At 72.9% G+C, this 23,525-nt stretch carries 23 protein-coding genes and 1 pseudogene; 13 read left to right on the top strand and 11 right to left on the bottom strand.

Features of this window, described 5'->3' with window-relative positions:
* Window positions 1–41 precede the first annotated feature (41 nt).
* The 4 genes from ACH4RG_RS01875 (at window position 42) to ACH4RG_RS01860 (ending at window position 3,785) form a co-directional block, all read left to right on the top strand.
* Entirely contained in the window at window positions 42–437 is a 396-nt protein-coding gene (locus ACH4RG_RS01875) for a molybdopterin-binding protein (protein ID WP_003967638.1), read from the top strand.
* 37 nt (window positions 438–474) lie between these two features.
* The gene (modA, locus tag ACH4RG_RS01870) at window positions 475–1,299 is read left to right on the top strand and encodes a molybdate ABC transporter substrate-binding protein (protein WP_397918507.1); all 825 of its coding nucleotides are present in this window, start codon (window positions 475–477) and stop codon (window positions 1,297–1,299) included.
* An 83-nt stretch (window positions 1,300–1,382) separates the two neighbouring features.
* Window positions 1,383–3,338 carry an ABC transporter permease gene (locus ACH4RG_RS01865; RefSeq protein ID WP_397918508.1) on the top strand — a complete coding sequence of 652 codons (1,956 nt, stop codon included), beginning with the start codon at window positions 1,383–1,385 and terminating at the stop codon, window positions 3,336–3,338.
* An 81-nt stretch (window positions 3,339–3,419) separates the two neighbouring features.
* Complete coding sequence (locus ACH4RG_RS01860) at window positions 3,420–3,785, top strand: PH domain-containing protein (RefSeq protein ID WP_397918509.1); 366 nt, start codon at window positions 3,420–3,422, stop codon at window positions 3,783–3,785.
* A 43-nt stretch (window positions 3,786–3,828) separates the two neighbouring features.
* Here ACH4RG_RS01860 and ACH4RG_RS01855 read toward each other — a convergent pair whose 3' ends face one another.
* The 3 genes from ACH4RG_RS01855 to ACH4RG_RS01845 all read right to left on the bottom strand — a co-directional run bounded on the left by ACH4RG_RS01855 (window position 3,829) and on the right by ACH4RG_RS01845 (window position 7,518).
* On the bottom strand, window positions 3,829–4,599 hold the full coding sequence (locus ACH4RG_RS01855) for a peptidoglycan recognition protein (RefSeq protein WP_397918510.1): 771 nt from the start codon (window positions 4,597–4,599) through the stop codon (window positions 3,829–3,831).
* Window positions 4,600–4,694: 95 nt separating this feature from the next.
* Complete coding sequence (locus ACH4RG_RS01850; protein ID WP_397930618.1) at window positions 4,695–5,921, bottom strand: cation:proton antiporter; 1,227 nt, start codon at window positions 5,919–5,921, stop codon at window positions 4,695–4,697.
* 70 nt (window positions 5,922–5,991) lie between these two features.
* Complete coding sequence (locus ACH4RG_RS01845) at window positions 5,992–7,518, bottom strand: alpha/beta hydrolase (protein ID WP_397918512.1); 1,527 nt, start codon at window positions 7,516–7,518, stop codon at window positions 5,992–5,994.
* Between the two features lie 259 nt (window positions 7,519–7,777).
* Between ACH4RG_RS01845 and ACH4RG_RS01840 the strand changes: the two genes are divergently transcribed.
* Window positions 7,778–8,863, top strand: a complete 1,086-nt coding sequence (locus tag ACH4RG_RS01840) for an acyltransferase family protein (RefSeq protein ID WP_398538956.1) — start codon at window positions 7,778–7,780, stop codon at window positions 8,861–8,863.
* 41 nt (window positions 8,864–8,904) lie between these two features.
* Here ACH4RG_RS01840 and ACH4RG_RS01835 read toward each other — a convergent pair whose 3' ends face one another.
* The 5 genes from ACH4RG_RS01835 to ACH4RG_RS01815 all read right to left on the bottom strand — a co-directional run bounded on the left by ACH4RG_RS01835 (window position 8,905) and on the right by ACH4RG_RS01815 (window position 12,398).
* Window positions 8,905–9,117 carry a hypothetical protein gene (locus ACH4RG_RS01835; RefSeq protein WP_397918514.1) on the bottom strand — a complete coding sequence of 71 codons (213 nt, stop codon included), beginning with the start codon at window positions 9,115–9,117 and terminating at the stop codon, window positions 8,905–8,907.
* Window positions 9,118–9,168: 51 nt separating this feature from the next.
* A complete protein-coding gene (locus tag ACH4RG_RS01830; protein WP_219611204.1) occupies window positions 9,169–9,531 on the bottom strand; it encodes an SCO5918 family protein in 363 nt (120 codons plus the stop codon).
* Between the two features lie 149 nt (window positions 9,532–9,680).
* A complete protein-coding gene (locus ACH4RG_RS01825) occupies window positions 9,681–11,261 on the bottom strand; it encodes a DEAD/DEAH box helicase (RefSeq protein WP_397918515.1) in 1,581 nt (526 codons plus the stop codon).
* A 245-nt stretch (window positions 11,262–11,506) separates the two neighbouring features.
* Complete coding sequence (locus ACH4RG_RS01820; protein ID WP_015609674.1) at window positions 11,507–11,710, bottom strand: cold-shock protein; 204 nt, start codon at window positions 11,708–11,710, stop codon at window positions 11,507–11,509.
* Window positions 11,711–12,050: 340 nt separating this feature from the next.
* Window positions 12,051–12,398, bottom strand: coding sequence for a MerR family transcriptional regulator (locus tag ACH4RG_RS01815; RefSeq protein ID WP_398538955.1), 348 nt, complete (start codon window positions 12,396–12,398; stop codon window positions 12,051–12,053).
* A gap of 393 nt (window positions 12,399–12,791) precedes the next feature.
* On the opposite strand from ACH4RG_RS01815, the gene ACH4RG_RS01810 reads away from it, so the two are divergent.
* The 4 genes and pseudogenes from ACH4RG_RS01810 to ACH4RG_RS01795 form a co-directional block, all read left to right on the top strand.
* Window positions 12,792–13,367 (top strand): hypothetical protein, encoded by a 576-nt coding sequence (locus ACH4RG_RS01810; protein ID WP_397918517.1) that lies wholly within the window; start codon window positions 12,792–12,794, stop codon window positions 13,365–13,367.
* Between the two features lie 10 nt (window positions 13,368–13,377).
* Entirely contained in the window at window positions 13,378–13,965 is a 588-nt protein-coding gene (locus tag ACH4RG_RS01805; protein WP_398538954.1) for a toxin, read from the top strand.
* Between the two features lie 64 nt (window positions 13,966–14,029).
* The gene (locus tag ACH4RG_RS01800) at window positions 14,030–15,301 is read left to right on the top strand and encodes an MAB_1171c family putative transporter (protein ID WP_397918519.1); all 1,272 of its coding nucleotides are present in this window, start codon (window positions 14,030–14,032) and stop codon (window positions 15,299–15,301) included.
* A pseudogene (locus ACH4RG_RS01795) lies at window positions 15,298–15,527 on the top strand (hypothetical protein); the annotation flags it as partial. The gene ACH4RG_RS01800 and the pseudogene ACH4RG_RS01795, both read left to right, overlap by 4 nt.
* A gap of 78 nt (window positions 15,528–15,605) precedes the next feature.
* Here the strand turns inward: ACH4RG_RS01795 and ACH4RG_RS01790 are convergent.
* Complete coding sequence (locus ACH4RG_RS01790) at window positions 15,606–17,102, bottom strand: ParB-like protein (protein WP_398538953.1); 1,497 nt, start codon at window positions 17,100–17,102, stop codon at window positions 15,606–15,608.
* 227 nt (window positions 17,103–17,329) lie between these two features.
* Here ACH4RG_RS01790 and ACH4RG_RS01785 point away from each other — a divergent pair, with 227 nt between their 5' ends.
* Window positions 17,330–17,575, top strand: a complete 246-nt coding sequence (locus tag ACH4RG_RS01785; protein ID WP_397918521.1) for a hypothetical protein — start codon at window positions 17,330–17,332, stop codon at window positions 17,573–17,575.
* 171 nt (window positions 17,576–17,746) lie between these two features.
* Here ACH4RG_RS01785 and ACH4RG_RS01780 read toward each other — a convergent pair whose 3' ends face one another.
* Both ACH4RG_RS01780 and ACH4RG_RS01775 read right to left on the bottom strand, forming a co-directional pair.
* Window positions 17,747–19,486 carry a SpoIIE family protein phosphatase gene (locus ACH4RG_RS01780; protein ID WP_398538952.1) on the bottom strand — a complete coding sequence of 580 codons (1,740 nt, stop codon included), beginning with the start codon at window positions 19,484–19,486 and terminating at the stop codon, window positions 17,747–17,749.
* A gap of 109 nt (window positions 19,487–19,595) precedes the next feature.
* Window positions 19,596–20,345, bottom strand: a complete 750-nt coding sequence (locus ACH4RG_RS01775; protein WP_397918523.1) for an alpha/beta family hydrolase — start codon at window positions 20,343–20,345, stop codon at window positions 19,596–19,598.
* Between the two features lie 228 nt (window positions 20,346–20,573).
* Here ACH4RG_RS01775 and ACH4RG_RS01770 point away from each other — a divergent pair, with 228 nt between their 5' ends.
* The 3 genes from ACH4RG_RS01770 (at window position 20,574) to ACH4RG_RS01760 (ending at window position 23,263) form a co-directional block, all read left to right on the top strand.
* Window positions 20,574–21,059, top strand: a complete 486-nt coding sequence (locus ACH4RG_RS01770) for a peroxiredoxin (protein WP_398538951.1) — start codon at window positions 20,574–20,576, stop codon at window positions 21,057–21,059.
* A 110-nt stretch (window positions 21,060–21,169) separates the two neighbouring features.
* Window positions 21,170–21,679, top strand: a complete 510-nt coding sequence (locus ACH4RG_RS01765) for an NfeD family protein (RefSeq protein WP_397930639.1) — start codon at window positions 21,170–21,172, stop codon at window positions 21,677–21,679.
* A gap of 129 nt (window positions 21,680–21,808) precedes the next feature.
* A complete protein-coding gene (locus ACH4RG_RS01760) occupies window positions 21,809–23,263 on the top strand; it encodes a flotillin family protein (RefSeq protein WP_397918526.1) in 1,455 nt (484 codons plus the stop codon).
* Window positions 23,264–23,525 lie beyond the last annotated feature (262 nt).

Below are 23,525 nucleotides of genomic sequence, written 5' to 3'. Positions count from 1 at the left end.
AGGATAGTAAATGCCAGGCCACAGGGCCTAGCGTGGCGCACATGCAGTCCTACACAATCGGCCAGGCAGCACGACTTCTCGGGGTCAGCCCCGACACCGCACGCCGCTGGGCGGACGCCGGCCGGGTCGCGACCCATCGCGACGAGGCCGGCCGCCGTCTGATCGACGGCCGCGCGCTGGCCGCCTTCTCGATCGAGGTCGGCCAGGGCGCGGGCGGCGAGGACGAGGCCGTCTACACCTCGGCCCGCAACGCGTTCCCGGGCATCGTCACCGCGGTGAAACTCGGCGACGTCGCGGCCCAGGTCGAGATCCAGGCCGGCCCGCACCGGCTCGTCTCGCTCCTGACCCGGGAGGCGGTGGAGGAGCTGGGTCTCGAGGTCGGCATGCAGGCGACCGCCCGGGTGAAGTCCACCAGCGTGCACATCGACCGCGTCTGAGACCGGCCGAGTCGAGAATCCAAGGAGCCCGACCCCCATGTCCCCGCTGACCAACCACCGCCGTGTGGCCAACCCCCGCCGAGCGACCGCCGCCGTCCTGACCACCGCCCTCCTGATCCCGCTCGCCGCCTGCGGCGACGACTCCGGCTCGACCGCGGGCGAGGGCAACGGCTCGGCAGCCGCGACGGGCGCCCCGAAGGCCGGCCTCACCGTGCTGGCCGCCTCCTCCCTGACGGACGTCTTCAAGGCGGTGGGGGCCGCGTACGAGAAGGAGAACCCCGGCACGAAGGTGACGTTCTCCTTCGCCGGCTCCCAGGAACTGGCCGCCCAGGTCAAGCAGGGCGCTCCCGCCGACGCGCTGGTCACCGCCGACACCAGGACGATGGACGGCCTCTCCGGGGACACCGGGAAGCCGACCGTCATCGCCAGGAACCGCCTCGTCATCGCCACCGGCGAGGGCAACCCGGAGAAGGTCGGAAGCCTGGAGGACCTCGCCGACCCGAAACTGAAGGTCGTCCTGGCCGCGCCCGAGGTGCCGGTGGGCCGCTACGGCGCGCAGATCCTCGACGCGCAGAACATCGAGGTGAAGCCGGTCTCCCAGGAGCCCAACGTGCGCGCGGTCCTGTCCAAGGTCTCGCTCGGGGAGGCCGACGCCGGGCTCGTCTACAGAACCGACGCCGCGACCGCCACCGACAAGGTCGACGCGATCGACATCCCGGACGAGCGGAACGCCATCGCCTCCTACCCGGCCGCCACGCTGAAGACGTCGAAGCACAGCGAGGCCGCCACCGCGTTCGTCGCCTGGCTCTCCGCGCCCGCCGCGCAGAGGATCCTCCAGGGCGCGGGCTTCCAGCAGCCGTAACCGCGCCCACGCACCGGCAGGCCCGCGGCGAACGACCCGACGGGCCTGCCGGGCACCGCACTCCGAGCCCGACGAGGTCCCCGATGAAACGTCCCGGCCACCGCACCGCGGGAGCCCGCGCGCCCCTGCTGCTGACGGTGCCCGCCCTGCTCGCCGTGGCATTCCTGATGCTGCCGCTCGCCGGGATCCTGGTCCGCACCTCCTGGGGCGCGCTCGGCGCCCACCTCACCGCCGAGGCCACCACCGAGGCGCTGCGGCTCTCGCTGCTGGTCTCCCTGTGGGCGCTCGGGCTCTCCCTGCTGCTCGGGGTGCCGCTGGCGTGGCTGCTGGCCCGGGTGCCGTTCCCCGGCAAGGCGTTCGTCCGCTCGCTGGTGCTGCTGCCGATGGTCCTGCCGCCCACGGTCGGCGGCGTCGCCCTCCTGCTGGCGTTCGGGCGGCGCGGGCTGCTCGGCCCCTGGCTGGAGGACACCTTCGGCGTCACGCTCCCCTTCCACACCTCGGGGGCCGTGCTGGCGGCGACGTTCGTCGCGATGCCGTTCCTGGTCATCTCGCTGGAGGGCGCGCTCGGGGGGCTGCGCCCCCGGTACGAGGAGACCGCGGCCTCGCTCGGGGCCTCGCCGGTCCGGGTGTTCCTGACCGTGACGCTGCCGATGGTCGCCCCCGGGCTGATCGCCGGAGCCGCCCTGACCTGGGCGCGGGCGCTCGGTGAGTTCGGCGCGACCATCACCTTCGCCGGCAACCTCCCCGGCACCACGCAGACCCTGCCGCTCCAGGTCTATCTGCTGCTCCAGGACTCGCCGGAGGCCGCCACCTCCGTGTCACTGCTGCTGCTGGCCATCGCGATGATCGTGCTCATCGCGCTGCGCGGCCGGTGGACCGGGACTCCGGGCGACCACCGGAACCCCGCGAGCCGGGCGGCGGCCCGCCCGGAGGAACCGGCGGCCACGGTCCCGGGCCCGCTCCCCGAGCCCGCCGCCGACCCGCTGCCGACGATCGCGCCGGAGCCCTGGCCGCTGCACGCCGACGTCACCGGCTTCACCCACCTCACGCTGGACGTCCCGGGCGGCACCACCATCGCGGTGGTCGGCCCCAACGGCGCGGGCAAGACGACGCTCCTGCGGGCCCTTCTCGGACTCACGCCCCGCGCTCACGCCGCCCTGCGCCTCGGCGACAGCGACGTCACCGCACTCCCCCCGCACCGCCGGGGCGTCGCCTGGGTGCCCCAGGACGGAGCGCTCTTCCCGCACCTGAGCGCCCTGGCCAACACGGCATACGGGCTCCGCGCCCACGGCGCCCCCCGCACCGCGGCCCGGCGCGAGGCCCAGAGCTGGCTGGACCGGCTCGGGGTGGGCCACCTCGCCCACCGGAAGCCCGCCCAGCTCTCCGGCGGCCAGGCCCAGCGGGTCGCGCTGGCCCGCGCGCTGGCGGCCCGCCCCCGCCTCCTGCTGCTGGACGAACCGCTCGCCGCCCTCGACCAGACCACCCGGGCCCGGGTGCGGCACACCCTGCGCGGGCACCTCGCGGACTTCGGCGGGGTCTGCCTGATCGTCACCCACGACCCGGTCGAGGCGGTCTCGCTGGCCGACCGGGTCCTGGTGCTGGAGGACGGCCGGGTCCTCCAGGACGAGCCGCCCACCGAGGTCACCCGGCACCCGCGCTCGCCGTGGGTGGCCCGGATGCTGGGCCGCAACGCCTGGCCCGGGACCGCCACCGCCGACGGCCTGGCCCTGGCGGGCGGCGGACACCTCGTGGTCGCCGAACCCCTGCCGGCGGGCACGGACGCCCTCGCGGTCATCCCGCCGGAAGCCGTCTCCGTACACCGGGAACGGCCCACCGGCTCCCCCCGCAACGTCTGGCCCGGCACCGTCCGCGAGATCACCTCGGGCGGCAGCCGGCTGCGGCTCCTGATCACCTCCGCCGAGGCCCCGGACCTGGTCGCGGAGATCACCCCGGGGGCCGCCGCCGAGCTCGGCATCACCGACGGGAGCGCCGTCTGGACCAGCGTGAAGGCCACCGAGGCGACAGCCGTCGCGCTGTAGGGAGAGGCCGGCAGGCCGTACGGGAACCAGAACCGCGCCGTACGCGTACTCCAGTACGACATCACGTAGAGACGGGGACCCATGGCACTGTTCGGCAACGCCCACACGATCGACCCGGCCACCGCACAGCAGGACTACGCGCGGCTCCTCGGGCCGGGCGAGCAGGTGCACGCCGCGTTCCTGCTGATCCGCGACACCATGCTGTTCACGGACCGGCGACTGATCCTCGTCGACAAGCAGGGCATCACCGGCAAGAAGGTGGAGTACCGCTCCGTCCCGTACCGCAGCATCACGCAGTTCGCCGTGGAGACGGCCGGGACGTTCGACCTCGAAGCGGAGCTGAACATCTGGATCACCGGCAGCGCGACCCCGATCCAGAAGACGTTCACCAAGGGCGTCGACATCTACGAGGTGCAGGCCATACTGGCGCAGTTCGTCGCCCGGTAGCCGAGCCGTACAGGCGCAGACGTACAAGCTCAGCCGTACGGGCTCAGACGTACGGGCGCAGCCGGGCCGACGCCGAGTGTCCGGGGGCGGCGGCGCGCAGCTTCGCGGCACGCTCCCGCAGCTCGGGCAGCAGCCCGTAGAGCGCGTCGCCGGGGCAGCGGGTCTCGAAGCTGTCGCGGTGCCCGGAGATGACGTGCAGCCGGGCCACCTGGCCCTCGTCGAAGCGGCTCTCGTCGTTCGTCGAGACCAGGTCGACCCTGCCCAGCGGATCCGCCCCGGGCCGCAGTTTCCAGGCGGCCAGCTTCACCAGCGCGTCCATCATCGGCTTCGGGACCTCGGCCCCCGCGCGGAAGTCGCCGATGGCCGCGATGCCGACGGTGTCGGTGTTGAACCCCTTGGTGTGGGCCCCGAGCACCGAGCGGCCGACTCCGCCGGCGCGGCCCTCGTAGATGGTGCCGCAGCGGTCGACGAGGAAGTTGTAGCCGATGTCGTCCCAGCCGTCCTGCCGGATGTGGTCGCCCAGGACGGCCCGGATCAGACGGGGCGCGTCCGCGCAGTCGTAGTCGTTGGTGTTGCCCGTGTGGTGGACGAACACCGCCCGCGCCGCGCCCGTGTAGTGCGGCCCCTCCCGGACCAGCTCCTCGTCCGCGCGCCATTCCCGGCGGCTGACGACGGCCGGCTGCGGCAGTCCGCGCGGCGGTCGGGGCCCGGAGGCCAGCTCCGGCCCCGGCGCGCGGAACGCCGGGCCGTCCCCGAACACCAGGAGGGCCAGGGGCAGGACCAGAGCACCCAGGACGATTCGGCGGGACCACATGCACTCCACCCTGCGGTCCGGCCTCCGGCTTCGCAGAGGAGCGGGCCGTTCGGGTGACAGGTCACCGATGGGGACGCCTCAGCCGGAACGAGGCCTCACCATGCCTCACCGGTCTCCGCCGTCCGGCCCGGCACGGTCCTGCCCTCGTCGCCCTTCTCCCGGCGCAGCAGCCGGAACGACAGCAGCGGGAACACCAGTACCGACACCATCGCGGCGGCGACCAGGGCGGCGGCCTCGCCCGCACCGATCACCTTCTCGTCCAGGCCGATCGCGGTGATCGCGACCACCAGCGGCAGACAGGTGGACGCGAAGAGCCCGAGCGCGGACCGCGAGGCACGCCCCGTCAGGTCGCGCGGGGCCAGCAGATACGCCGGAACCCCGCGCACCAGCAGGAACAGCAGCAGGAAGACCGGCAGGAGCAGCAGCGGCCGCCCGCCGTCCAGGAGCGCCGCGAGGTCGAAGTCGATGCCCGTGACGATGTAGAAGAACGGCACGAGGAAGCCGAAACCGATCGCCTCGATCCGCTCCAGGATCTCCCCGCTGCGCTCGGGCACCGCCCCCTGGAGGACGAGCCGGGTCAGCATCCCGGCGGCGAACGCGCCGAGCAGGGTGTCCAGGCCGAAGACGTGGGCGAGGCCCAGCATCCCGGCGAGCAGCAGCATCACGAAGCGGACCGCGAACTGGCCGCTGGAGTGCAGGGTCACGGCGATGAGCCGGGCGAACCACGGCGGCCGGGGCCGCATCGCCCAGAACACCGCGCCCGCCGTGACGACCGCGAACACGGCCAGCACCGCCCCCGCCGCACCCGGGCTCCGGCCGCTGAACAGCAGGGCCATCGCGATGATCGGACCGAACTCCCCGACCGACCCGAACGCCATCACCACCGACCCGAACCGCCCCTCCAGCCGCCCCGAGTCCCGCAGGATCGGCAGCACCGCGCCCAGCGCCGTACTGGTCAGCGCGGTGCCGATGACCAGGCTCTTCGCCAGGTCCGCCCCGCTGAGCAGCAGCGCGACGCCGAGCCCGGCGGCGAACGAGATGACCCACGCCCCGCCGGCCCGGCGCAGGGTGGAGCCGCGGACCTCGGCGAACCGGATCTCGTAACCCGCGAGGAAGATCAGCATCGAGAGCCCGAGGTCGGCCAGGGTGTCGATGACCTGGTCGTGATGGGCCCAGCCGAGCACGTCCGGCCCGGCCAGGACACCGAGCACGATCTCGAAGATGACGACGGGGACCGGCAGCCACCGCCCGGTCGCGTAACCGAGCAACGGGGCGAGAACCGCCAGGGCCATGATCAGGACGAGGGTCCCGGGGTGCTCCATCGCTCGTGTATAGCAAGGAACACCCCGAAATCAGCCGCTATGACACCCTCTGCGCCCATCGGGCGCCGGTTCAGTTCGGGCAGTGGGCGTCCCGGGCCGGCCGCTTCCCGGTCACCAGGAAGTCGCTGACCACCCGGTCACCGCAGGCGTTGCCGTTGCCCAGGTACATCCCGTGCCCGCCCTGTCCGACCGTGACCATCCTGACCCGATCGCCGAGCGCCGCCCGCATCTTCAGGGCCCCGGCCAGCGGGGTGGCCGGGTCGCGCAGGCTCTGGATCATCAGGACGTTCGAGGGGCCCTCGTCGGTGATCCGGGGAGGACGCGGCTCCTCGTCGTGCTTCCAGAAGGCGCACGGGGAGATGTTCGCGGGCATCCCGGCCATCAGGGGGTACCGCGCGCGGTCGGCGGCGACCCGACGGGCGTACCCGGAGTCCGGGCCCGGCCAGCGCACGTCGTTGCAGACCACCGCCATCGTCAGCGCCGCGTCCTCGTCCGGCAGCGCGCCCGCGAGCTCCGGCGGCAGCACGGGACGGGCCTCCGGGTCCCGCGCCGACCGGATCAGCCGGGCCAGGGACGCGAACGTCCGGTCGCTCATCAGGGCGTTCTGGAGCGCCTGGCGCAGCCGGTTCCCGGTCAGTGGGACACCAGGGGTCTCCGACTCCTGCGGGTCCCGGTCCAGTTTCCCGGCCAGGTCGAGGAACAGCGGCTCCACGTCCTCGGCGCGCCGGGCCAGCCGGAGCCCCTCGGCCTCCCGGGCCGGGTCCGCCGCCCAGGCCGCGAAGTCGGGGAAGCGGAGGGCGACCCCCGGGCCCACGTTGGCCATCCAGCCGTACGCCACCCGCGTCGGGTCCGGGTCGCCGGTGCTGTCCAGGACCAGCCGGTCGACGCGGTGCGGGTACTCCTGCGCGTACCCGGCCCCGGCGTAACTGCCGTACGAGTGGGCCCAGACCGACAGCTTCCGCTCGCCCAGCGCGGCGCGCAGCCGGTCCATGTCGCGGACCTGGTTCGGCGTACTGAAGGACCTCACCACCGGACCGCCGTCGCGAGCGCACGCGGCAGCGGTGCGGCGGGCACGCTCGACGTTCTCCGTGATCGAGCCGTCCGGCGCGGGGTAGGCCCGCAGCGTCACCAGGTGCCGGTCCGCCTCGGGGATTCCGCACCCGGCCCGGGTGGAGCCGCCGACCCCGCGCGGGTCCAGGCCGACCAGGTCGTACGCCCCCTCGGTCGCCGTCCGCAGCGCCTCGCCCTTCTGCGCGAGACGCTGCACCCCCGAGCCGCCGGGGCCGCCGGCGAGCACCAGCAGGGTGCCGCGCCGGGCCTCGGGCCGGTCGGTGCGCAGCCGGGCGACCGCCACGTCGACGGTGCGCCCGCCGGGAACGCGGTAGTCCAGGGGGACGCGGAGCGTCGCGCACTGCTGCCCGTCGGGGAGGGTCGTCCCCGGAACCGGGTCGCAGGCCCTCCAGCTGAGCGGGGGCACGGCGGGACCGGGGCCCACCGGGCGGCTGTGCGCCACGGGTGCGCCGACGGCGGTCAGCGTGCCGGCCGCGGCGGCGGCGGAGACGGTGAGAAGTAAGGCCTTGCGGGTCCAAGTGGTCATGGAACCAGCCTTGTTGAGCCGAAACGCTATGCCCATACGGGAGCCCGGTGGACCGAGGTGGGGCCACCCCCCGGACCACCCCTGGGGCCACCCCCGGGGCCCTCCCGGACCACCCCAGGACCGCCCTCGACCAGTTCCCCGGGCCGCATCCTGCCGCGTCCGGCCGCCGTGGCGGCGCGAAGCCGCCCGGGCCACCCGATCCGAAGTGACGCACGCCATAGGGGCCGGAGGGAACGCCTCCGCGTTCTAGGGTGTCAGGATGTCTTCCCCCCTCACCTCCGCGCAGCCGCGCCCCACCGCCGCTGCCGGCGCCCCGGCGACCGGAACGCCACCGCCCGACGGCCGTGACCACTTCTTCGACAACGCGAAGTACCTGGCGATCGTCCTGGTGGCGGTCGGGCACGCGTGGGAGCCCCTGCCTCCCGGCCGCCTCGTGGAAGCGGCGTACACCTTCGTCTACACGTTCCACATGCCGGTGTTCATCCTGATAGCGGGCTATTTCTCACGGAATTTCGAACTGCGGCCGAACCGGGTGTGGAAACTGGTCACCAGCCTGCTGGTGCCCTACGTCCTGCTCGAAATCCTCTACACGCTCTTCCACCGGGCGACCCGCGACCCGGAGTTCGCCTTCTCGCTGCTGGAGCCCTACTGGCTGCTGTGGTTCCTGCCCGCCCTGTTCCTCTGGCGGCTGTCCACCCCGCTCTGGCAGACCGTGCGCTTCCCCGTACTGGTCTCCCTCGCCCTCGCCGCCCTGGCGACGGTGTCACCGGCCGCCGACGGGAGCCTCCAGATCCAGCGCATCCTGCAGTTCCTGCCGTTCTACGTACTCGGCCTGCGGCTGCGCCCGGAGCACTTCACGGCTCTCCGCTCCACCTGGGTGCGGATCGCCTCCGTGCCGGTGTTCGTGGCCGGGATGCTGCTGGCGTACTGGCTGGTGCCCCGGACGTCGACCTCGTGGTTCTTCCGGAAGAACAGCACCGAGGAGCTCAGCGTCTCCGAGTGGACGGGCCCGACGACCACGCTCCTGCTGTTCGCGGCCGCGATCGTGCTGGGCTCGTGTTTCCTCGCCTGGGTGCCCAGGGGCCGCGGCTGGATTACCACGCTCGGCACCTGCACGCTGTACGGGTATCTGCTCCACGGCTTCGTCGTCCGGGGCCTGCGGTACGGCGGCTTCTACGACGACCCGTTCTTCGACACCACGATGGGCACGGTCGCCGTCACCCTGGGCGCGGTCGTCATCATGACCCTGCTCTGCACGCCCCCGGTCCGGTGGCTGCTGCGTCCGCTGCTGGAGCCGCGCATGGAGTGGGCCCGGCAGAGACCACCGGCCGCCCACGCGTCCTGAGACGCCGAACGGCCGGGAGCGGGGGAGGTTCCGGGGGAGGTTCAGTCCACGATGATGTTGTGGCCGAGGAACGCGACGTGCTCCAGCACGTCCTCCAGCGGATCGTCGATCTGGCCCGTCGAGATCAGGGCCACCTGCGGGCCGTTGTGAGCATTGGTGTGTGTCTCGTCGGCGTACGCGGCGGAGACGGGCAGCATGCACGCCACCACGGTCACGCCCAACACCGTCAGCTTCCTCATCATGGCGGCGATCATCGCACGCCCCGCGACACCCGAAGTCGGCGTCGCGGGGCGGGGAAACAGGTCTCAGACCCCGTCTGCCCGGGGTGCGGACACCGCTTCGGGAGCCTCGCTCCGCGCCTCGGCCGGAGTCCCCAGGAGCGCGGAGGCCGTCTCCAGCGGGGTGCGGGCGGGCGCCGGGGCCGGCACCGCCGACTCGGCGGTGCGGCAGGTGAAGCCGAGCTTCGACAGCGCCCGGACCACCTCGGCGGAGCTGAAGTCCCGGCGGTCCTGGCGGGTGATGACCTCACCCACCTGCTTGACGGGGTAGACCCGGCGGCTGATGACCACCGCGTCGCCGGTGACGGGTTCGGGCTTGATGCCCTTCATCGAGTCCTCCACCTCGTTCTTGAACAGATCGAAGGGGAAGCGGGCGATGACACAGCGCATGGTTCCTCAACAGGGGTCGAGTGCACGGGGGACGTGTCGAGTGCACGGAGGGGACGTAAGGGAGCCCGGGCGTGGGGCCCGGTGCACGCGCCGGCCGGGGGATCGCCGGGCGTGCGGGGCGGCCGGCGGCGGACCGCCGGCCGCACGGATCACGCGGCGCGGTTGTTCCGGCGCTGCGTCGCGGCCGCACGGGCCTCGGGCGTCGGCACACCGGGACGGCGGCCCCGGGCCGGAGCCCCGCTGCCGCCGCGCTTGGTGCCGCGGCCCATGAACGCGCCGCCGCGGCTGCTGCCGCGCTCCTTGGCCGGGGCGGAGATGACGACCGGGACGCCGGAGGGCGCCTGCGCGCCGGTGATCCGGCTCAGCTCGGCCTCGCCGGAGCGGACCTGGGCGATCTGCGGGGTGATCCCGGCGTCCGCCATCAGCCGGGTCATCTCACGGCGCTGGTTCGGCAGCACCAGCGTGACGACACTGCCGGACTCCCCGGCACGGGCGGTACGGCCGCCGCGGTGCAGGTAGTCCTTGTGGTCGCTCGGCGGGTCCACGTTGACGACCAGGTCGAGGTTGTCGACGTGGATGCCGCGCGCCGCGACGTTGGTGGCGACCAGCACCGTGACGTGCCCGGTCTTGAAGCGCTCCAGGGTGCGGGTGCGCTGCGGCTGGGACTTGCCCCCGTGCAGGGCGGCCGCCCGCACCCCGCTGTGCAGCAGGTGGTCGGTGAGCTTGTCCACCGCGTGCTTGGTGTCCAGGAACATGATCACGCGGCCGTCGCGGGCCGCGATCTCGGTCGTGGTGGCGTACTTGTCCGTGCCCTGGACGTAGAGGACGTGGTGCTCCATCGTCGTGACGGCGCCGGCGGACGGGTCGACGGAGTGCACGACCGGGTCCTTCAGGTAGGTCCGCACCAGCAGGTCGACATTGCGGTCCAGGGTGGCCGAGAAGAGCATCCGCTGCCCGTCCGGGGTCACCTGGTCGAGCAGCTCGGTGACCTGCGGCATGAAGCCCATGTCGGCCATCTGGTCGGCCTCGTCGAGGACGGTGATGGTGACCCGGTCCAGCCGGCAGTCGCCGCGCTCGATCAGGTCCTTGAGGCGGCCCGGCGTCGCGACGACGACCTCGGAGCCACCGCGCAGCGCGCTGGCCTGGCGGCCGATGGACATGCCGCCGACCACGGTGGCGATGCGCAGCTTCAGCGACCGGGCGTACGGGGTGAGCGCGTCGGTGACCTGCTGGGCCAGCTCCCGGGTGGGGACGAGGACCAGGGCGAGCGGGCGCTTGGCGTCGGCGCGGCGGCCGGCGGTGCGGGCCAGCAGCGCGAGACCGAAGGCGAGCGTCTTGCCCGAGCCGGTGCGGCCGCGGCCCAGGACGTCCCGGCCGGCCAGCGAGTTCGGCAGGGTGGCCGCCTGGATCGGGAAGGGCACGGTCATGCCCTCGGCGACCAGCGCCGCCTTCAGCGGTGCGGGCATCTCCAGCTCGCCGAAGGTCTCGGCGGCGGGGAGGGCCGGGGTGACGGTCACCGGCAGGGCGAACTCGCCCTTGACGCCGGAGGCGGAGCGGCGGCCGTAGCCGCCGGACCGGCCGGAGCCGCCGGAACCGCCGGAGCGCTTGGGGCCGCCGCCGAAGCCCGCGGCGCGGCGCTCGCCGCCGCCACCGGAGTAGCGGGGGGCGCCACCGCCGGAGCGGGTGCGGGAGAATCGGTCGTTCGAGCGGGGGGTGCGTTCGCGGTTCATCCGGAACCTTTCCTCGATGGGGCACGTATCGAGGGATTCTTTTTCGGGAAGCGACCGTGAACGGCACCCAGAATCGCAAGAACGAGCCGATGAAATGACAAAAGAAAACGAAGCCCGGCCGCCGGGAAACAGTGCACCGGACGCGGCTCCGTCGGGGGGCGCGCAGAGCGGGCCCCGGAAACGACAACGAGCCGGGGCCCGCACCCCAAGGTGCGGGCCCCAGCTGCGCAGTACTACCTGAGTGATCAGGCGGGGGTGATGTTCTCGGCCTGCGGGCCCTTCTGGCCCTGCGTGACGTCGAAGTTCACCTTCTGGCCCTCCTGCAGCTCACGGAAGCCGGAGGCGGCGATGTTGCTGTAGTGGGCGAAGACGTCGGCGCCGCCGCCGTCCTGCTCGATGAAGCCGAAGCCCTTTTCGGCGTTGAACCACTTCACGGTGCCAGTAGCCATGTCATATCTCCTTAGGGGCAGAGCCCGCGGGTCCACACTGTGCGGACCCCACGTCGCCGCGATGATTACCCCGTCCGGAAGTACACCGGAAATACAAAAGTGTGCCCGCCGACATCCGACCGGCAAGAACACTTGAAGTTTTTGGGAACCACAACTGCAACTGAGATCAACACTAGCACGATGGGGCCGGGAGAGGCGGGTGCCTAATATCACCGGCCGTGTCGGAACAGACCGGGAAGAGAAAAGCCTCATCGCGCATTGCGCGAAATTCTGTGCTGACGAATGCAGATATCCGCTTGGGGGTGCGCGGCACCCCGCGTGACCTGCGGCGCGGCGCCCGTCAGCGCTCGGCGGGACCGCCGGAGGGGGCGGGCCGGCCGCGCAGCTCCTCGTTGAGGCGCAGCGCCTCCTCCAGCTGGTCCTCCAGGATGACGATGCGGCAGGCGGCCTCGATGGGCGTGCCGGCGTCGACCAGGTCGCGGGCGCGGGCGGCGATGCGCAACTGGTAGCGGGAGTAGCGGCGATGGCCGCCCTCGGACCGCAGCGGAGTGATCAGCCGGGCTTCGCCGATCGCCCGGAGGAACCCCGGCGTCGCACCGATCATCTCCGCGGCTCGCCCCATCGTGTAGGCGGGGTAATCGTCGTCGTCGAGCCGGGCGGTGGCATACGAGGGGGCCTCCGGGGGCATCTGCACCTCTTCCGTCACGCGCGACCGGAGGAGCCGGGCGCCGTACGCCTGCGGGGTGCGCCTCTGCTGCGTACACCTGTTTCACGTGACTGCACAAGAAACCCTAATAGCCCGGCAAGGTCATGTCTATCGCGGCCGTAACAGATTCGGGCCACCGGCAGGGACGCGGCGGACCCGCCCCCATGAATCACTGACCGACCGGTCAGTTGTCGCCGGGAGGACCGTGGGGCCATAATGCACGCGTAGCCCTTCACGCATCCCCCGTCGTGAAGGGCTACACCCCTGTCCGGAGCCCGCTCCGGGCACCGCGGGGCACAGGATCGTTCACGGGCAAGGGACTCCCCTCGTGGTCCCCTGCCCGTGTTTTTTCGAGTTAACAGTGACGTAGAGTGTTTGCGCAAGCTCAGTTCCGACTCCGAGGTGATCGTGGAGGCCCGGATGGCCATGGACGACGGCGACGAACGCGGTCCGAAACCCGTCGAACCCCTTGGCCCGGACGAGCTTCCCCGCCTCGGCTCGCTGCGGGAGAAAGTCGAGTACATGGTCGAGAAGACCTTCCCCGGCCAGAAGATCTCGGGCCGGGTCTTCGCCGAGCTGGTCCGCGACCGCGGCGGCTCGCTGTCGCACAGCTACTTCTCCAACATCCTGGCCGGCAAGGTGACCCAGCCCTCCGAGGACATCCTCAAGGCCCTCGGCCTGGGGTTCGGCGTGGACTGGCGCTTCTTCAAGGAGGAGTCCGAGGTCGTCGACGACGTCGTCGCCGGACTCCAGTTCCTGGCCAAGCGGCGCACCGGGGAGATCAGCGGCCTGGCCGGCCGGGGCCTGGACGACGACGGGCTCCCGCCCGAACTGCTGCGGTTCGCCCTGTCCCTGCTGGAGGACGCCGCCCGGGAGAAGGACGGGCCCGAAGGGGAAAGCGGCGGCAACGATTCCGCCGCGAACCACCGCCCGGCGGGCCCGGCAGCGTAGCGTCTTGGTCATGTCCCTGCGGAAACTGCGGAAAGAGTGCGAGGCCGGGCTCGCCGACCTGCCCATCCCGGTTCCCTTCACGCTGGACCAGCTCGTCGCCAACATGGAGGAGGCGAGCGGGCGCACGATCCGGCTGCACGAGATGCCGGACCGCCTCGCCCGCGTCAACGCCGCCTGCGGCCTGCGCCTGAAGGCGGGCGGCACCAGCCTCGTCCTCTACCGCCGCCGGCCGACCGCCTACCAGACCCAGCACGTGATCCTGCACGAGCTGTGCCACGAGTGGTTCGACCACGGGACGACGCTCGACGCGGAACAGCTCCGGACGCTTCTCCCGGTCTTCGACACCTCGTTGATCGCCCGGATGATCTCCCCGGCCGCCGCCACGTCCTTCGCCTCCGGCGGCGGCACCGTCCAGGCCCGCGCGCAGTACGCGACCCATGACGAACGCATGGCCGAATTCGGCGCCTCCCTGATCCCCCGGATGGCGCGGGATCTCACCACCGATGACATGGTGGGACGGCTGGACAACTCCCTGTCCCGCCCGGTGGCCCACCGACGGCGCGGCCTCTTCCCCGGAAGACGGTCCGGCGACGCCTGACACGTGCCACCGGACCGCCCGCGGGCCCCCGCCCCGCGCTCCCGACCCGAGGACGAACACCGCCGTGACCCCCCTCGATCTCGCCGGCTACCTGATAGCCGGCCTGATGACGGCCGTTGCCCTGTGGCGTATGCCCGCCGCCCTGTGGGGCGACGAGGAGGACCGGAGACGCCGGGCCCTGTGGGGCTGCTACGCCGGGTTCGCCATCGCCCTGTGGACGAAGACCGAGGCGGTGCGCATCGGCCTCAACAACAGCGCCGTCACCGACCTCGCCGTCCTCATCAAGCACTACACCGCCACCGTGGCAATTCTGGCCATCCTCAGCTACATCGTGGCCATCTACGGCAGCTACCCCGAAGCGGGCGCGGTCCCCCGCCACGTACGGTTCGCGCGGCTCGTCCAGAAGCTGGCGGCCAAGGCCTCCGTCGCCACGCTGATCCTGCTGACCGTCCTCTTCTTCACCGTCGTCGACCGCTCCGAGCCCTCGGACCGCTTCGTCTCCGACCACGCCGGGGAGTGGGGCGCCACGCTCTACATGAGCGTCTTCTACCTCTACCTCGGGGCCGCGTCCGCCGTGTGCGCCTTCCAGTGGGCGCTGGCCACCCTCGACACCCGGCGCCGCCATCTGCGCATCGGGCTCGGGATGATGACGTTCGCGATGTTCATCGGCGTCGGCTACACCGTCAGCCGCACCCTGTTCCTGTGGATCAGCGTCGTGGACGAGCCGAGCGAGACGTTCGCCCTGCGGTTCGACCAGGTCACCGAGGCCGCGCAGCTGGTGCTGTTCGCCTTCTTCGCCCTCGGCGCCTCCGTCCCCGCCTTCGCGGCCGGCGCCCGCCGGGCCCGGCTGTGGCGGGCGCAGGTCCGGCTGCACTCCCTCTGGTACGAGCTGATGGCCGCGTTCCCCGACCAGCCGTTCGACCCGCCCGCCCCGCTGGCCCGCGAGCTGACCCGGTTCAACGTCCCGGCCGACCTGCGGGTGGACCGCTGGGCCGCCGACATCGCGGACGCGGCCGAGAAGCTGCGCCACTACGTGCCCGACGGACTGCTCGCCGCCGCCGAAGGGGCCGCCGCCCACGACACGGACGACCCGCGCCTGGCCGAGTCCCTCACGGACGCCTACTGGATCCGGGCCGCCCTGCTCGCGAAGGCCTCCGGCGCGCCCGCCGGAGCGGCCGCGACGGTCGCCGCGCAGCACGCGGCGGACCAGGACGGCGAGGTGGCCCGGCTGGTCCGGGTCGCCGCCGCGTACCGGACGGTCGACGAGGAGCGCGCCCGCGCGGTCCTCGCGGCCGCGACGGCCGAGACCATCCGCACGACGGAGACGAGCGCGTGACCGGCGCCACCACCGGCCAGGGGAGACCCATCGCCCCGCCCGCACGGCCTCCGTGGCGCGCACCGTCACCGACGCCCTCCAGCCGCGCAGCGTCCTGCTGGCGGGCATGCCCGGTATCGGCCTCGCCGCGGCGGGCGACTGGACCGGACAGCGGTGGGGCTTCCTCGGAGCTCTCTGTGCCGGACTGATACCGGCGCGGTACATCGAGTGGGAGCGCGGGCGCGGTCCGGGCGCGGCGACGACGGTGGCGTACGTGTGCGTCCGAGTCCGGAAATCCGGAGGCGCCCGGACCGGCGTCACCGGGTCAGAGCGCGGCGCACTGCCCGGTGCGCGGTCCGCCCACGTCGTTGGCACGGCCCGTGTCGTCCACGCCCGGCCGGTTGTCGGAGCACACCAGCGGGCCGGTGACCGTGTTGGCGGCGAGCAGCACACCGCCGGTGTTGCCGGTGAGCACGACGGGGCCGGTGACCGTGTTCGCGGTGCAGCCCGGACCCCCCAACCGTACGGGACCGGCGGTGCGGCTCACGGAGACCGGTCCTTCGACGCGGGAGCCGCAGAGGCGGACCGCCGCCGCCCGGTCGGCCTGGAGCGGGCCGTCCAGCGTGGAGCCGGTGACCACGAGCGCCGCTCCGGGGCGGACGACGACCGGGCCGCGCTGGGCGGCTCGGTCCAGGCAGGTGACGCCGCTCGTGACGGTCAGCGGACCGTTGCGGGGGCCGGTGACCGTGCGGGTGCAGACGGGGGCGGGCAGGACGCGGGCCTTGTAGGCGAGGGCCTCGGCGAGCTTGCCCGGCTTGGGGTCGCTCAGCGGCCTGGCCAGCTTGGCGAACTCCCCGCCGGTCTCCTTCTTGCCGCCGTTCCACGCGTCGATCCGGCCGAGCTGGGCGGCGGTCCTGCCGTCGTCGACGACCGCGCCGGCGTCCAGGGCCGCCATCGACTTCGAGGCGCCCTTCACCAGGTCGAGGTACGGGTCCGGAGCCGTCAGGTCGTAGGCGCTCGTGTCGTGCTCGCCGCGCAGCCACGCCCCCCAGGAGAACTCCAGGAACTCCGTGGCCCCGTCCGGGACCTCGTAACCGATGTCCCGGGTGAAGTAGACGAGGCTGCGGTACGGATCGTCGCGGAAGTGCGTGATGCCGAGCCGGTCCGGCAACCGGTCGACGCCGAGCGGCCGGTTGTTCTCGTCGCGCAGCCACACCTTCTTCTGCTCGGCCATCCGCTGCCAGAAGGCCGGGGTGGACAGGGAGCTGAAGTTGTCGGTGACGCGGAGCCGGATGCGCAGGTCGGCGGAGCCGTCCGGGCCCTCCAGGAAGGACGTCAGCGTGTGGTGCCCGTCGGTGAGGTACAGCTTGCCGCCCGGCCCGACGACGGCCGTCTTCATCTCCTCGACCGTCCCGGCCGTCTCCTGCCCGACCGGGACGGTGCAGGAGAAGCTCGACGGGTCGTCCAGCCGGGCTCCGGGGCCCGCCGCGGCCGCCTCCTCCTGGCCGTTGGTCTCGCACCAGTCGTCGAACCGCTTGTTGACGTCGCCCGCCGCCTCGTCGCGGTCGCCGCCGTACCGGCCGAGCTTGTAGAAGACCTGGTCGAAGCCGAGGACGGCCTGCGTCGGGTGCAGCTCGCCGAGCCGGACGTCGATCAGGTCCCCCGGCTGCGCGCAGACGCGCGGCAGCGGCCCGCTCCCGGTACACGGGTCCGCGGCGGCTCCCGTGCCCGCACCGGCCACGACCGTGCCCGCCGCCAGCGCACCGGCCAGCAACAGCGCCCCACTCCGTGGCATCCGTGCCCTCGCCCTCGATCTGTCCATGGCCGTCCCCTCCCGCGTGATGGTCTTCCGCAAAGACCTTCGCAAGGCGCGACGACCCCCGCGCGGACGTGGGGTGAACGAGGGACGGCGCGGGGGCGCCACGGCGGGACGGCCCCGGCGCGGCGTCCACGCGGGACGTCCCGTTTGCGGGGGCGGCGGACACCCGGTTACGTGTACGGGGAGGGCGGCCCGCGAACGGGGCGGCCCGCAGGCTGGAGGTACCTCCGATGGCGAAGAACCGGTCCGCGCCCGCCAAGGGCCTGCGCGGCAGCAAGGCCGGGCTCGTGCTGAGCCTGGGCAGCAGCGCGCTCGCGGTCATCAGGGCGTCCAAGCAGGTCCGCCGCGCCAAGGGCTCGCACGACAGGCTGAACACCGCCGACGCGGTGGCGGGGCTGCTGCCGCTGATCACCTCGGCCGCCCTCGTACTGCGTCAACTGCGCGGCCGGCGCCGCGAGAACCCGGAAGCGGCCTGAGCACGGGCCCGGCGTTCCGGCCCGAGCACCGACCCGACGCCGACTCCGCCCGCGGGGCCGGAGATCGCCCTTCCTCGGGCCACTGAACAGCCACCCGCCGACCTCCGACGGTGCGGTGCCGAGGGAACGGCCCCGAGCAGCGGCAGCCCGGTCCGCCCCTTCGGCCACTCGTCACTCCGGAGGGGTCGGCCGCACCACCGGCGGGCCCTCGCGGATCCGGGAGGCCAGCACGGCGATGTCGTCCTCCGCGTCCTCGCCGAACCGGTCCAGCACCTGGTCCAGCAGGTCCTCCAGATGCCCGCCCGGCGGGAGGGTCAGCGAGGCCAGCCGCGCCACGGACACGTCGATGTCCTCGCCCCGGCGCTCCACCAGTCCGTCGGTGTACATGAACAGCACGGTCCCGGGGCCGCAGGGCACGGGCGCGGCCCGGTACCCGCCGAACCCGGTGCCGAGCGGCGGCCCCACCGGCACCGGCACGACCCGGGCCCCGGCGGGATCCGGGTCGATGAAGACCGGGGGCAGATGGCCCGCGCTGGCCACCTCGCACACCCCGCCGAACCGGTCGACGACGGCGAGCAGACAGGTCGCCGCCCGGTCCAGGCCCGACCGCTCGACCATGGTGTCGAGCCGCTCCAGGATCTGGTGGGGCGGCAGGTCCTCCCCCGCCAGCAGTCGCAGCAGCGAGCGGTACTGGCTCATGGCGACGGCCGCCTCCACCCCGTGGCCCATCACGTCGCCCATGGCCTTGAGGTGGCGGCCGTCCCGGAGCGGCACGACGTCGAACCAGTCGCCGCCGACCAGGACGCCCTCGTCGGCGGGGCGGTAGCGGGTGGCGATCTCGACGTGCGGGTGGGGGCCCCAGGGCTCGGAGAGCAGGGAGCGCTGGAGTTCGCGGGCGATGCTGTGCTCGTGGTCGTAGCGGCGGGCGTGGTCGAGGTCGACGCCCGCCCGGACGGCGAGTTCGCGGGCGACGGTCACGTCCTGGTCGCCGAAGGCCGGTGAGCCGTCGGCCCGGACGAGGGTGAGCGCGCCGAGCGGCCGGCCGCGGGCGGTGAGCGGGACGACGAGCGCCTCGCGCAGCCCGAGCGCCCGGGAGGCGCTGATCCGGTCCGCGGTGACGACGCTGCGCCCGCTGCTGTGGTCCTCCCAGTCGTCGAGGACCGGCTCGTTCTCCGTCAGGCAGCGGGTCACCGCGGAGTCCGCCGCGAAGTCGACGTACTCCCCGGGATGTCCGAACCGCTGCACCTGCTCGTCGAGTTCGCCGTCGCCCCGCACCGCGGCCCGCCGGAGCCGTACGACGCCGCGTTCCGGGCGGCGTACGGAGTGGCCCACCTCGGACGGGAACACGTCGACCGCCGCGACGTCGGCGAAGTCGGGCACGACGAAGGCGGCCAGTTCCCGGCAGGTGGTGTCCATGTCGAGCGTCGTGCCGATCCGGACGGCGGCGGTGCTGAGGAGGGCGATGTGACCGCGGGCCTCCGCCAGCTCCTCGCGCTGGCGGGTGAGGTCGGTGATCTCGACGACGATCGCCATCAGACCGCACGCCGCCCCGTCCGCGTCCAGCCGGCTGTACGTGGCACGCCAGAACCGCTGGTCCGCGCCGTCCGCCCCGTCCGCCGCCCAGGTCTGCCCGTGAAGCGTCTCCTCGCGGGGCTTTCCGTCGGCCAGGACCGCGCGCAGGACGGAGGCCTGACCGCGCAGCCCGGGCAGCACCTGGGAGAACACCCGCCCGAGGTGGGAGCCTGCGGGGAGGCCGTTGAGCCGTTCGAGGGCCGGGTTGACGTAGGTGTAGCGGAGATCGTGGTCGAGGACCGCGACCGCGGCCGGGTTCCCGTCGAACAGGGCCGCGACGGTCCCCGGGTGGAAGGACGACGGCATCCCGTCGTCGCACGTGTCGGCCCGCAAGAGCATGCCTCCCGCCGTCGTCGGCTCCGGGGCCCCAGCTCCGGGTCCCGGCCCCCGGCTCCCGGTCCTCCATCGTCGGTCGCCCGCTCCCGTACCGCATCCGCAGCGCGGCCGGTCAGCGCCGGGCGCCCGCCCGGTCCTGGAACGGGCCGAAGCCGCGGCCGGACCCGAGATCGGCGTCCAGGTCGAGGGTGCCCTCGGTGGCCTCGGCGGTGGGAGGCAGGGCGAGGGCCTCGGCCACCGGGCCCGGCAGACTGCCGGAACCGAGCAGTCCGGTGACCAGCGCGGTGGTGAGCCGGTGCCAGGCGGCGGCCCGGCGGATCATGGCGTGGTCGCCGTCCCGAACGGTGACCATGCAGCTACGGGCTCCGGCGCGACGGCCCCGCGCGGTGAGGGACTGGCTGGCCTGGGGGCTGGTCATCCGGTCCCGGTTGCCGTGGACGAGGACGACGTCACGGCCCGCGAGCTGGGTGACCGGGTCCCCCGGCGGACACCAGGGGGCGAGCCCGACGACGCCCCGCACCAGGGGGTGCCCGGCGGCGCGGAGGGCGGCGCGCGCCCCCATGGAATGCCCCAGGAGCACCACCGGCAGCCCCTCGCCCGCCTCCTCCCGCAGCGCGTCGAGGGCGGCCACGGCGTCGTGGAAGGGGTCCGCGCGGGCGCCGTTCCACCCTCGGTGGACGTACCGCACCCGCGCCACGAGCACGTCGTCGCCGGCCGCGCGGGCGGCCCGGGAGACGGCACGGACGAAGGGGCGCATCCGGGTACCGGGCAGATTCAGCAGCCCCGACGGCGGGGGGCCCGTACCGCTCTCGCGGCCCCCGTGCAGGACGAGAACCGCTGCCGACGGCGGTCGTTGGGCCACGCGTACCTCCAGGTGCGGGTGCGGGGCGCGCAGCCCCCTCGCCCCGTATTCGACGCCCGGGCCGCTCCGGATGGGCGTACGGACCGCCGGATCCAAGGATCGCCGTCGACGGGGCCGCCGGACCCCCGGCCCGGCCGGGGGCGGGGTGCCCTCCACTGTACGGTCACGATCGCGGAACCATCCGTGCCCCCGGCGCCATCCCCGTATACGACAGCGAAGGAGCCTCCCATGGCATCAGGCCCCCAACTCGGCCGCGCCGCACCGGACTTCACCCTCCCGGGCGGCGTCCTTTCGGGAGACGACTTCGAGCGCGCCGACTACCGGCTGTCGACCGCCCGCGGCCGGTCCGTGGTGCTGGCGTTCTACCCCGGGGACAACACCAGCGTCTGCACGAAGCAGCTGTGCTCCTACTCCTCGGGCATGGAGGCCTTCGAGGGCCTCGACGCCGACGTCTGGGGAATCAGTCCACAGGGTGTGGACAGCCATGAGTCGTTCGCCCGCTCCTTCGGGCTGCGCATGCCGTTGCTGGCCGACGAGGGCCGGGAGACCGCCAGGGCGTACGGGGTCTCCGCGCCGGGCATCGGGGTGCGGCGGGCGGTCTTCCTGATCGGCCCGGACGGGGTCCTGCGCTGGAAGCACGTGGCCCTGCTCGGTGCGACGTTCCAGTCGCTCACCACGCTCACCGACCACCTGTCCGGCATCAAAGCCGCATAAAGATTGCCGGAATCCGGCAGTGACCGAAGTAGGTGCTGTATGGGATCATCCAGCCAGATCGACGGAAAACGTTCGGGGGAAGTCGGCAGCAGCAAGAGGGGAGTGATCGCGTGACCATCTTTCTCGGTCTCGGCATTGCGGGGATCGTGCTGCTCGCGCTCTCACTGATCTTCGGCGGGATCCTCGAAGGGCTTTTCGACGGTGTGCTCGACGGCCTCTTCGACGGCCTGCTGTCGCTTCCGGTGATCGCCGGCTTCCTCTCGATGCTCGGCTTCGGCGGAGCGATCGTGCTCGGCTCGACGAGCGCCGGAACGCTCGTGGCCACGGCCATCGGCGTCGCCGCCGGCCTGGTCGCGGCCTGGCTCACCTGGAAACTCAGCAAGGCCCTGATGCGCGACCAGACGGACGCCACCCCGCGCGGCTCCGACCTGATCGGCACCTCGGGGTCCGTCGTGACGGCCATCCCGGCCGAGGGTTACGGCGAGGTGCTGCTGCGACTGGGCGGTCAGCCCGTGAAGTACGCGGCCAAGTCGGCCGCGCCCGTCGCGCGCGGCACCGAGATCTGGGTGGAAGAGGCACTGTCGACCACGTCGGTCGCGGTCCGCCCGGTGGAGCGCTGACCACGCGACCACCCTGATCCACACTGCCGACCCACCGTTACGCGGCACACCGCACCGGTCAACTCCACAGCACCACCCCGCTCCACAACAATCTGCCGTCCCCCACGGGAGGCAGGGGGGACACATCACATGAGTCCAGTAGTCATCGCCGTCATCGGCATCGTCGTACTCCTCGTCCTGCTCGGCCTCGTCGTCATCACGCGCTACAAGGTGGCAGGGCCCAGCGAGGCGTTCATCATCACCGGCCGCCGCGGCAAGAAGTCGACGGACCCGGTCACCGGACAGACCAGCATCGACAACAGCGGCCAGAAGGTCGTCGTGGGCGGCGGCGTCTTCGTCGTGCCGTTCGTCCAGCAGAAGTTCACCCTCGACCTGTCCAGCCGGCACATCCCGATCGCCGTGCGCGGCGCGGTGACGCTGCGCGGTGTCAAGTCGAACCTCGAAGGCGTCGCGATCGTCAAGGTCGGCGGCAGCGAGGACGCGATCCGCGCCGCGGCCCAGCGCTTCCTCCAGCAGCAGGACGGCATCGTCGGCTTCACCCAGGAAGTGCTCTCCGGCGCGCTCCGCGCGATCGTCGGCCGCATGTCGGTCGAGGACATCATCCGGGACCGGGCCGCGTTCGCCGGGCAGGTCGCGGAGGAGGCCGAGGCCAGCCTCTCCGGCCAGGGCCTGATCCTGGACGCCTTCCAGATCCAGGACATCACCACCGAGGGCTCCTACCTGGAGGACCTCGGCCGCCCGGAGGCCGCCCGCGCCAAGCAGGAGGCGGACATCGCCGAGGCCATCGCGAAGCGGGCCTCCGAGCAGGCCCGGCTGAAGGCGGCCGAGGAGATCGCCATCGCCGAGCGGACGTACTACCTGAAGCAGGCCGAGATCAAGGCCGAGACCGAAGCCGCGGCCGCCAAGGCCAACGCCGCCGGCCCGCTCGCCGAGGCGGCCCGCCAGCAGGAAGTGCTCCAGGAGCAGGAGAAGGTCGCCGAGCGCCAGGCCGCGCTGACCGACCGCGAGCTGGACACCAAGGTCCGTAAGCCCGCCGACGCCGCCCGTTACCAGGCCGAGCAGGAGGCGGAGGCCCGCCGCATCGCCCAGGTCAAGGAGGCCGAGGCCGACGCGGAGCGCTCGCGCCTGACCGGTCAGGGCGAGAAGCTGCACCGTTCGGCGCTGGCCGACGCGGTCCGCATCGAGGGTGAGGCGGACGCCGCGGCGATCGCCGCCAAGGGTGCGGCCGAGGCGGAGGCCATGCAGAAGAAGGCCGACGCGTTCGCGCAGTACGGCGACGCGGCCGTCCTCCAGATGCTGGTCGAGGTCCTCCCGAGCGTCGTGGCGAAGGCCTCCGAGCCGCTGAGCGCCATCGACAAGATGACGGTCATCTCCACGGACGGCGCGAGCCAGCTGGCCCGTACGGTCACCGACAACGTCGCACAGGGCATGGAACTGCTCACCTCGACGACGGGCGTGGACATGGCGTCCCTCCTCCAGAACCTGAAGGGCCGCGTGGGCACGGTGCCCGCCCCCGCGACCCCGGACGCCCCGGAGACGGACGCGTCGGCCTCGAAGAACGGCGAGATCGAGATCAAGGGCTGACGCGCGAGGCGTCTGTCAGGGGCCTGGCCCCTACCCGTGCCCGTGCCCGTGCCCGGCAGCGACGTGTTCGCCGCCGGGCACGGGCACGTCCGCTTCCGTATCCGCTTCCCTCTTCGCCCCTTCCGCCTGCCGGACGGCGGCCCGCTGACAGTCCGGGCACTCGGACTCATCAGCGGTGACCGTTCCACGGTGCCGGCTGTTCTGTCGGCGCCCGGAACCGAACCAGGTGCAGGTGATGTCCCTTCGGGGTACATACAGGATG

The sequence above is a fragment of the Streptomyces sp. NPDC021019 genome (genome assembly GCF_044333295.1).
GTDB lineage: Bacteria > Actinomycetota > Actinomycetes > Streptomycetales > Streptomycetaceae > Streptomyces.
This window is presented reverse-complemented; position numbering and strand designations above follow the sequence as displayed.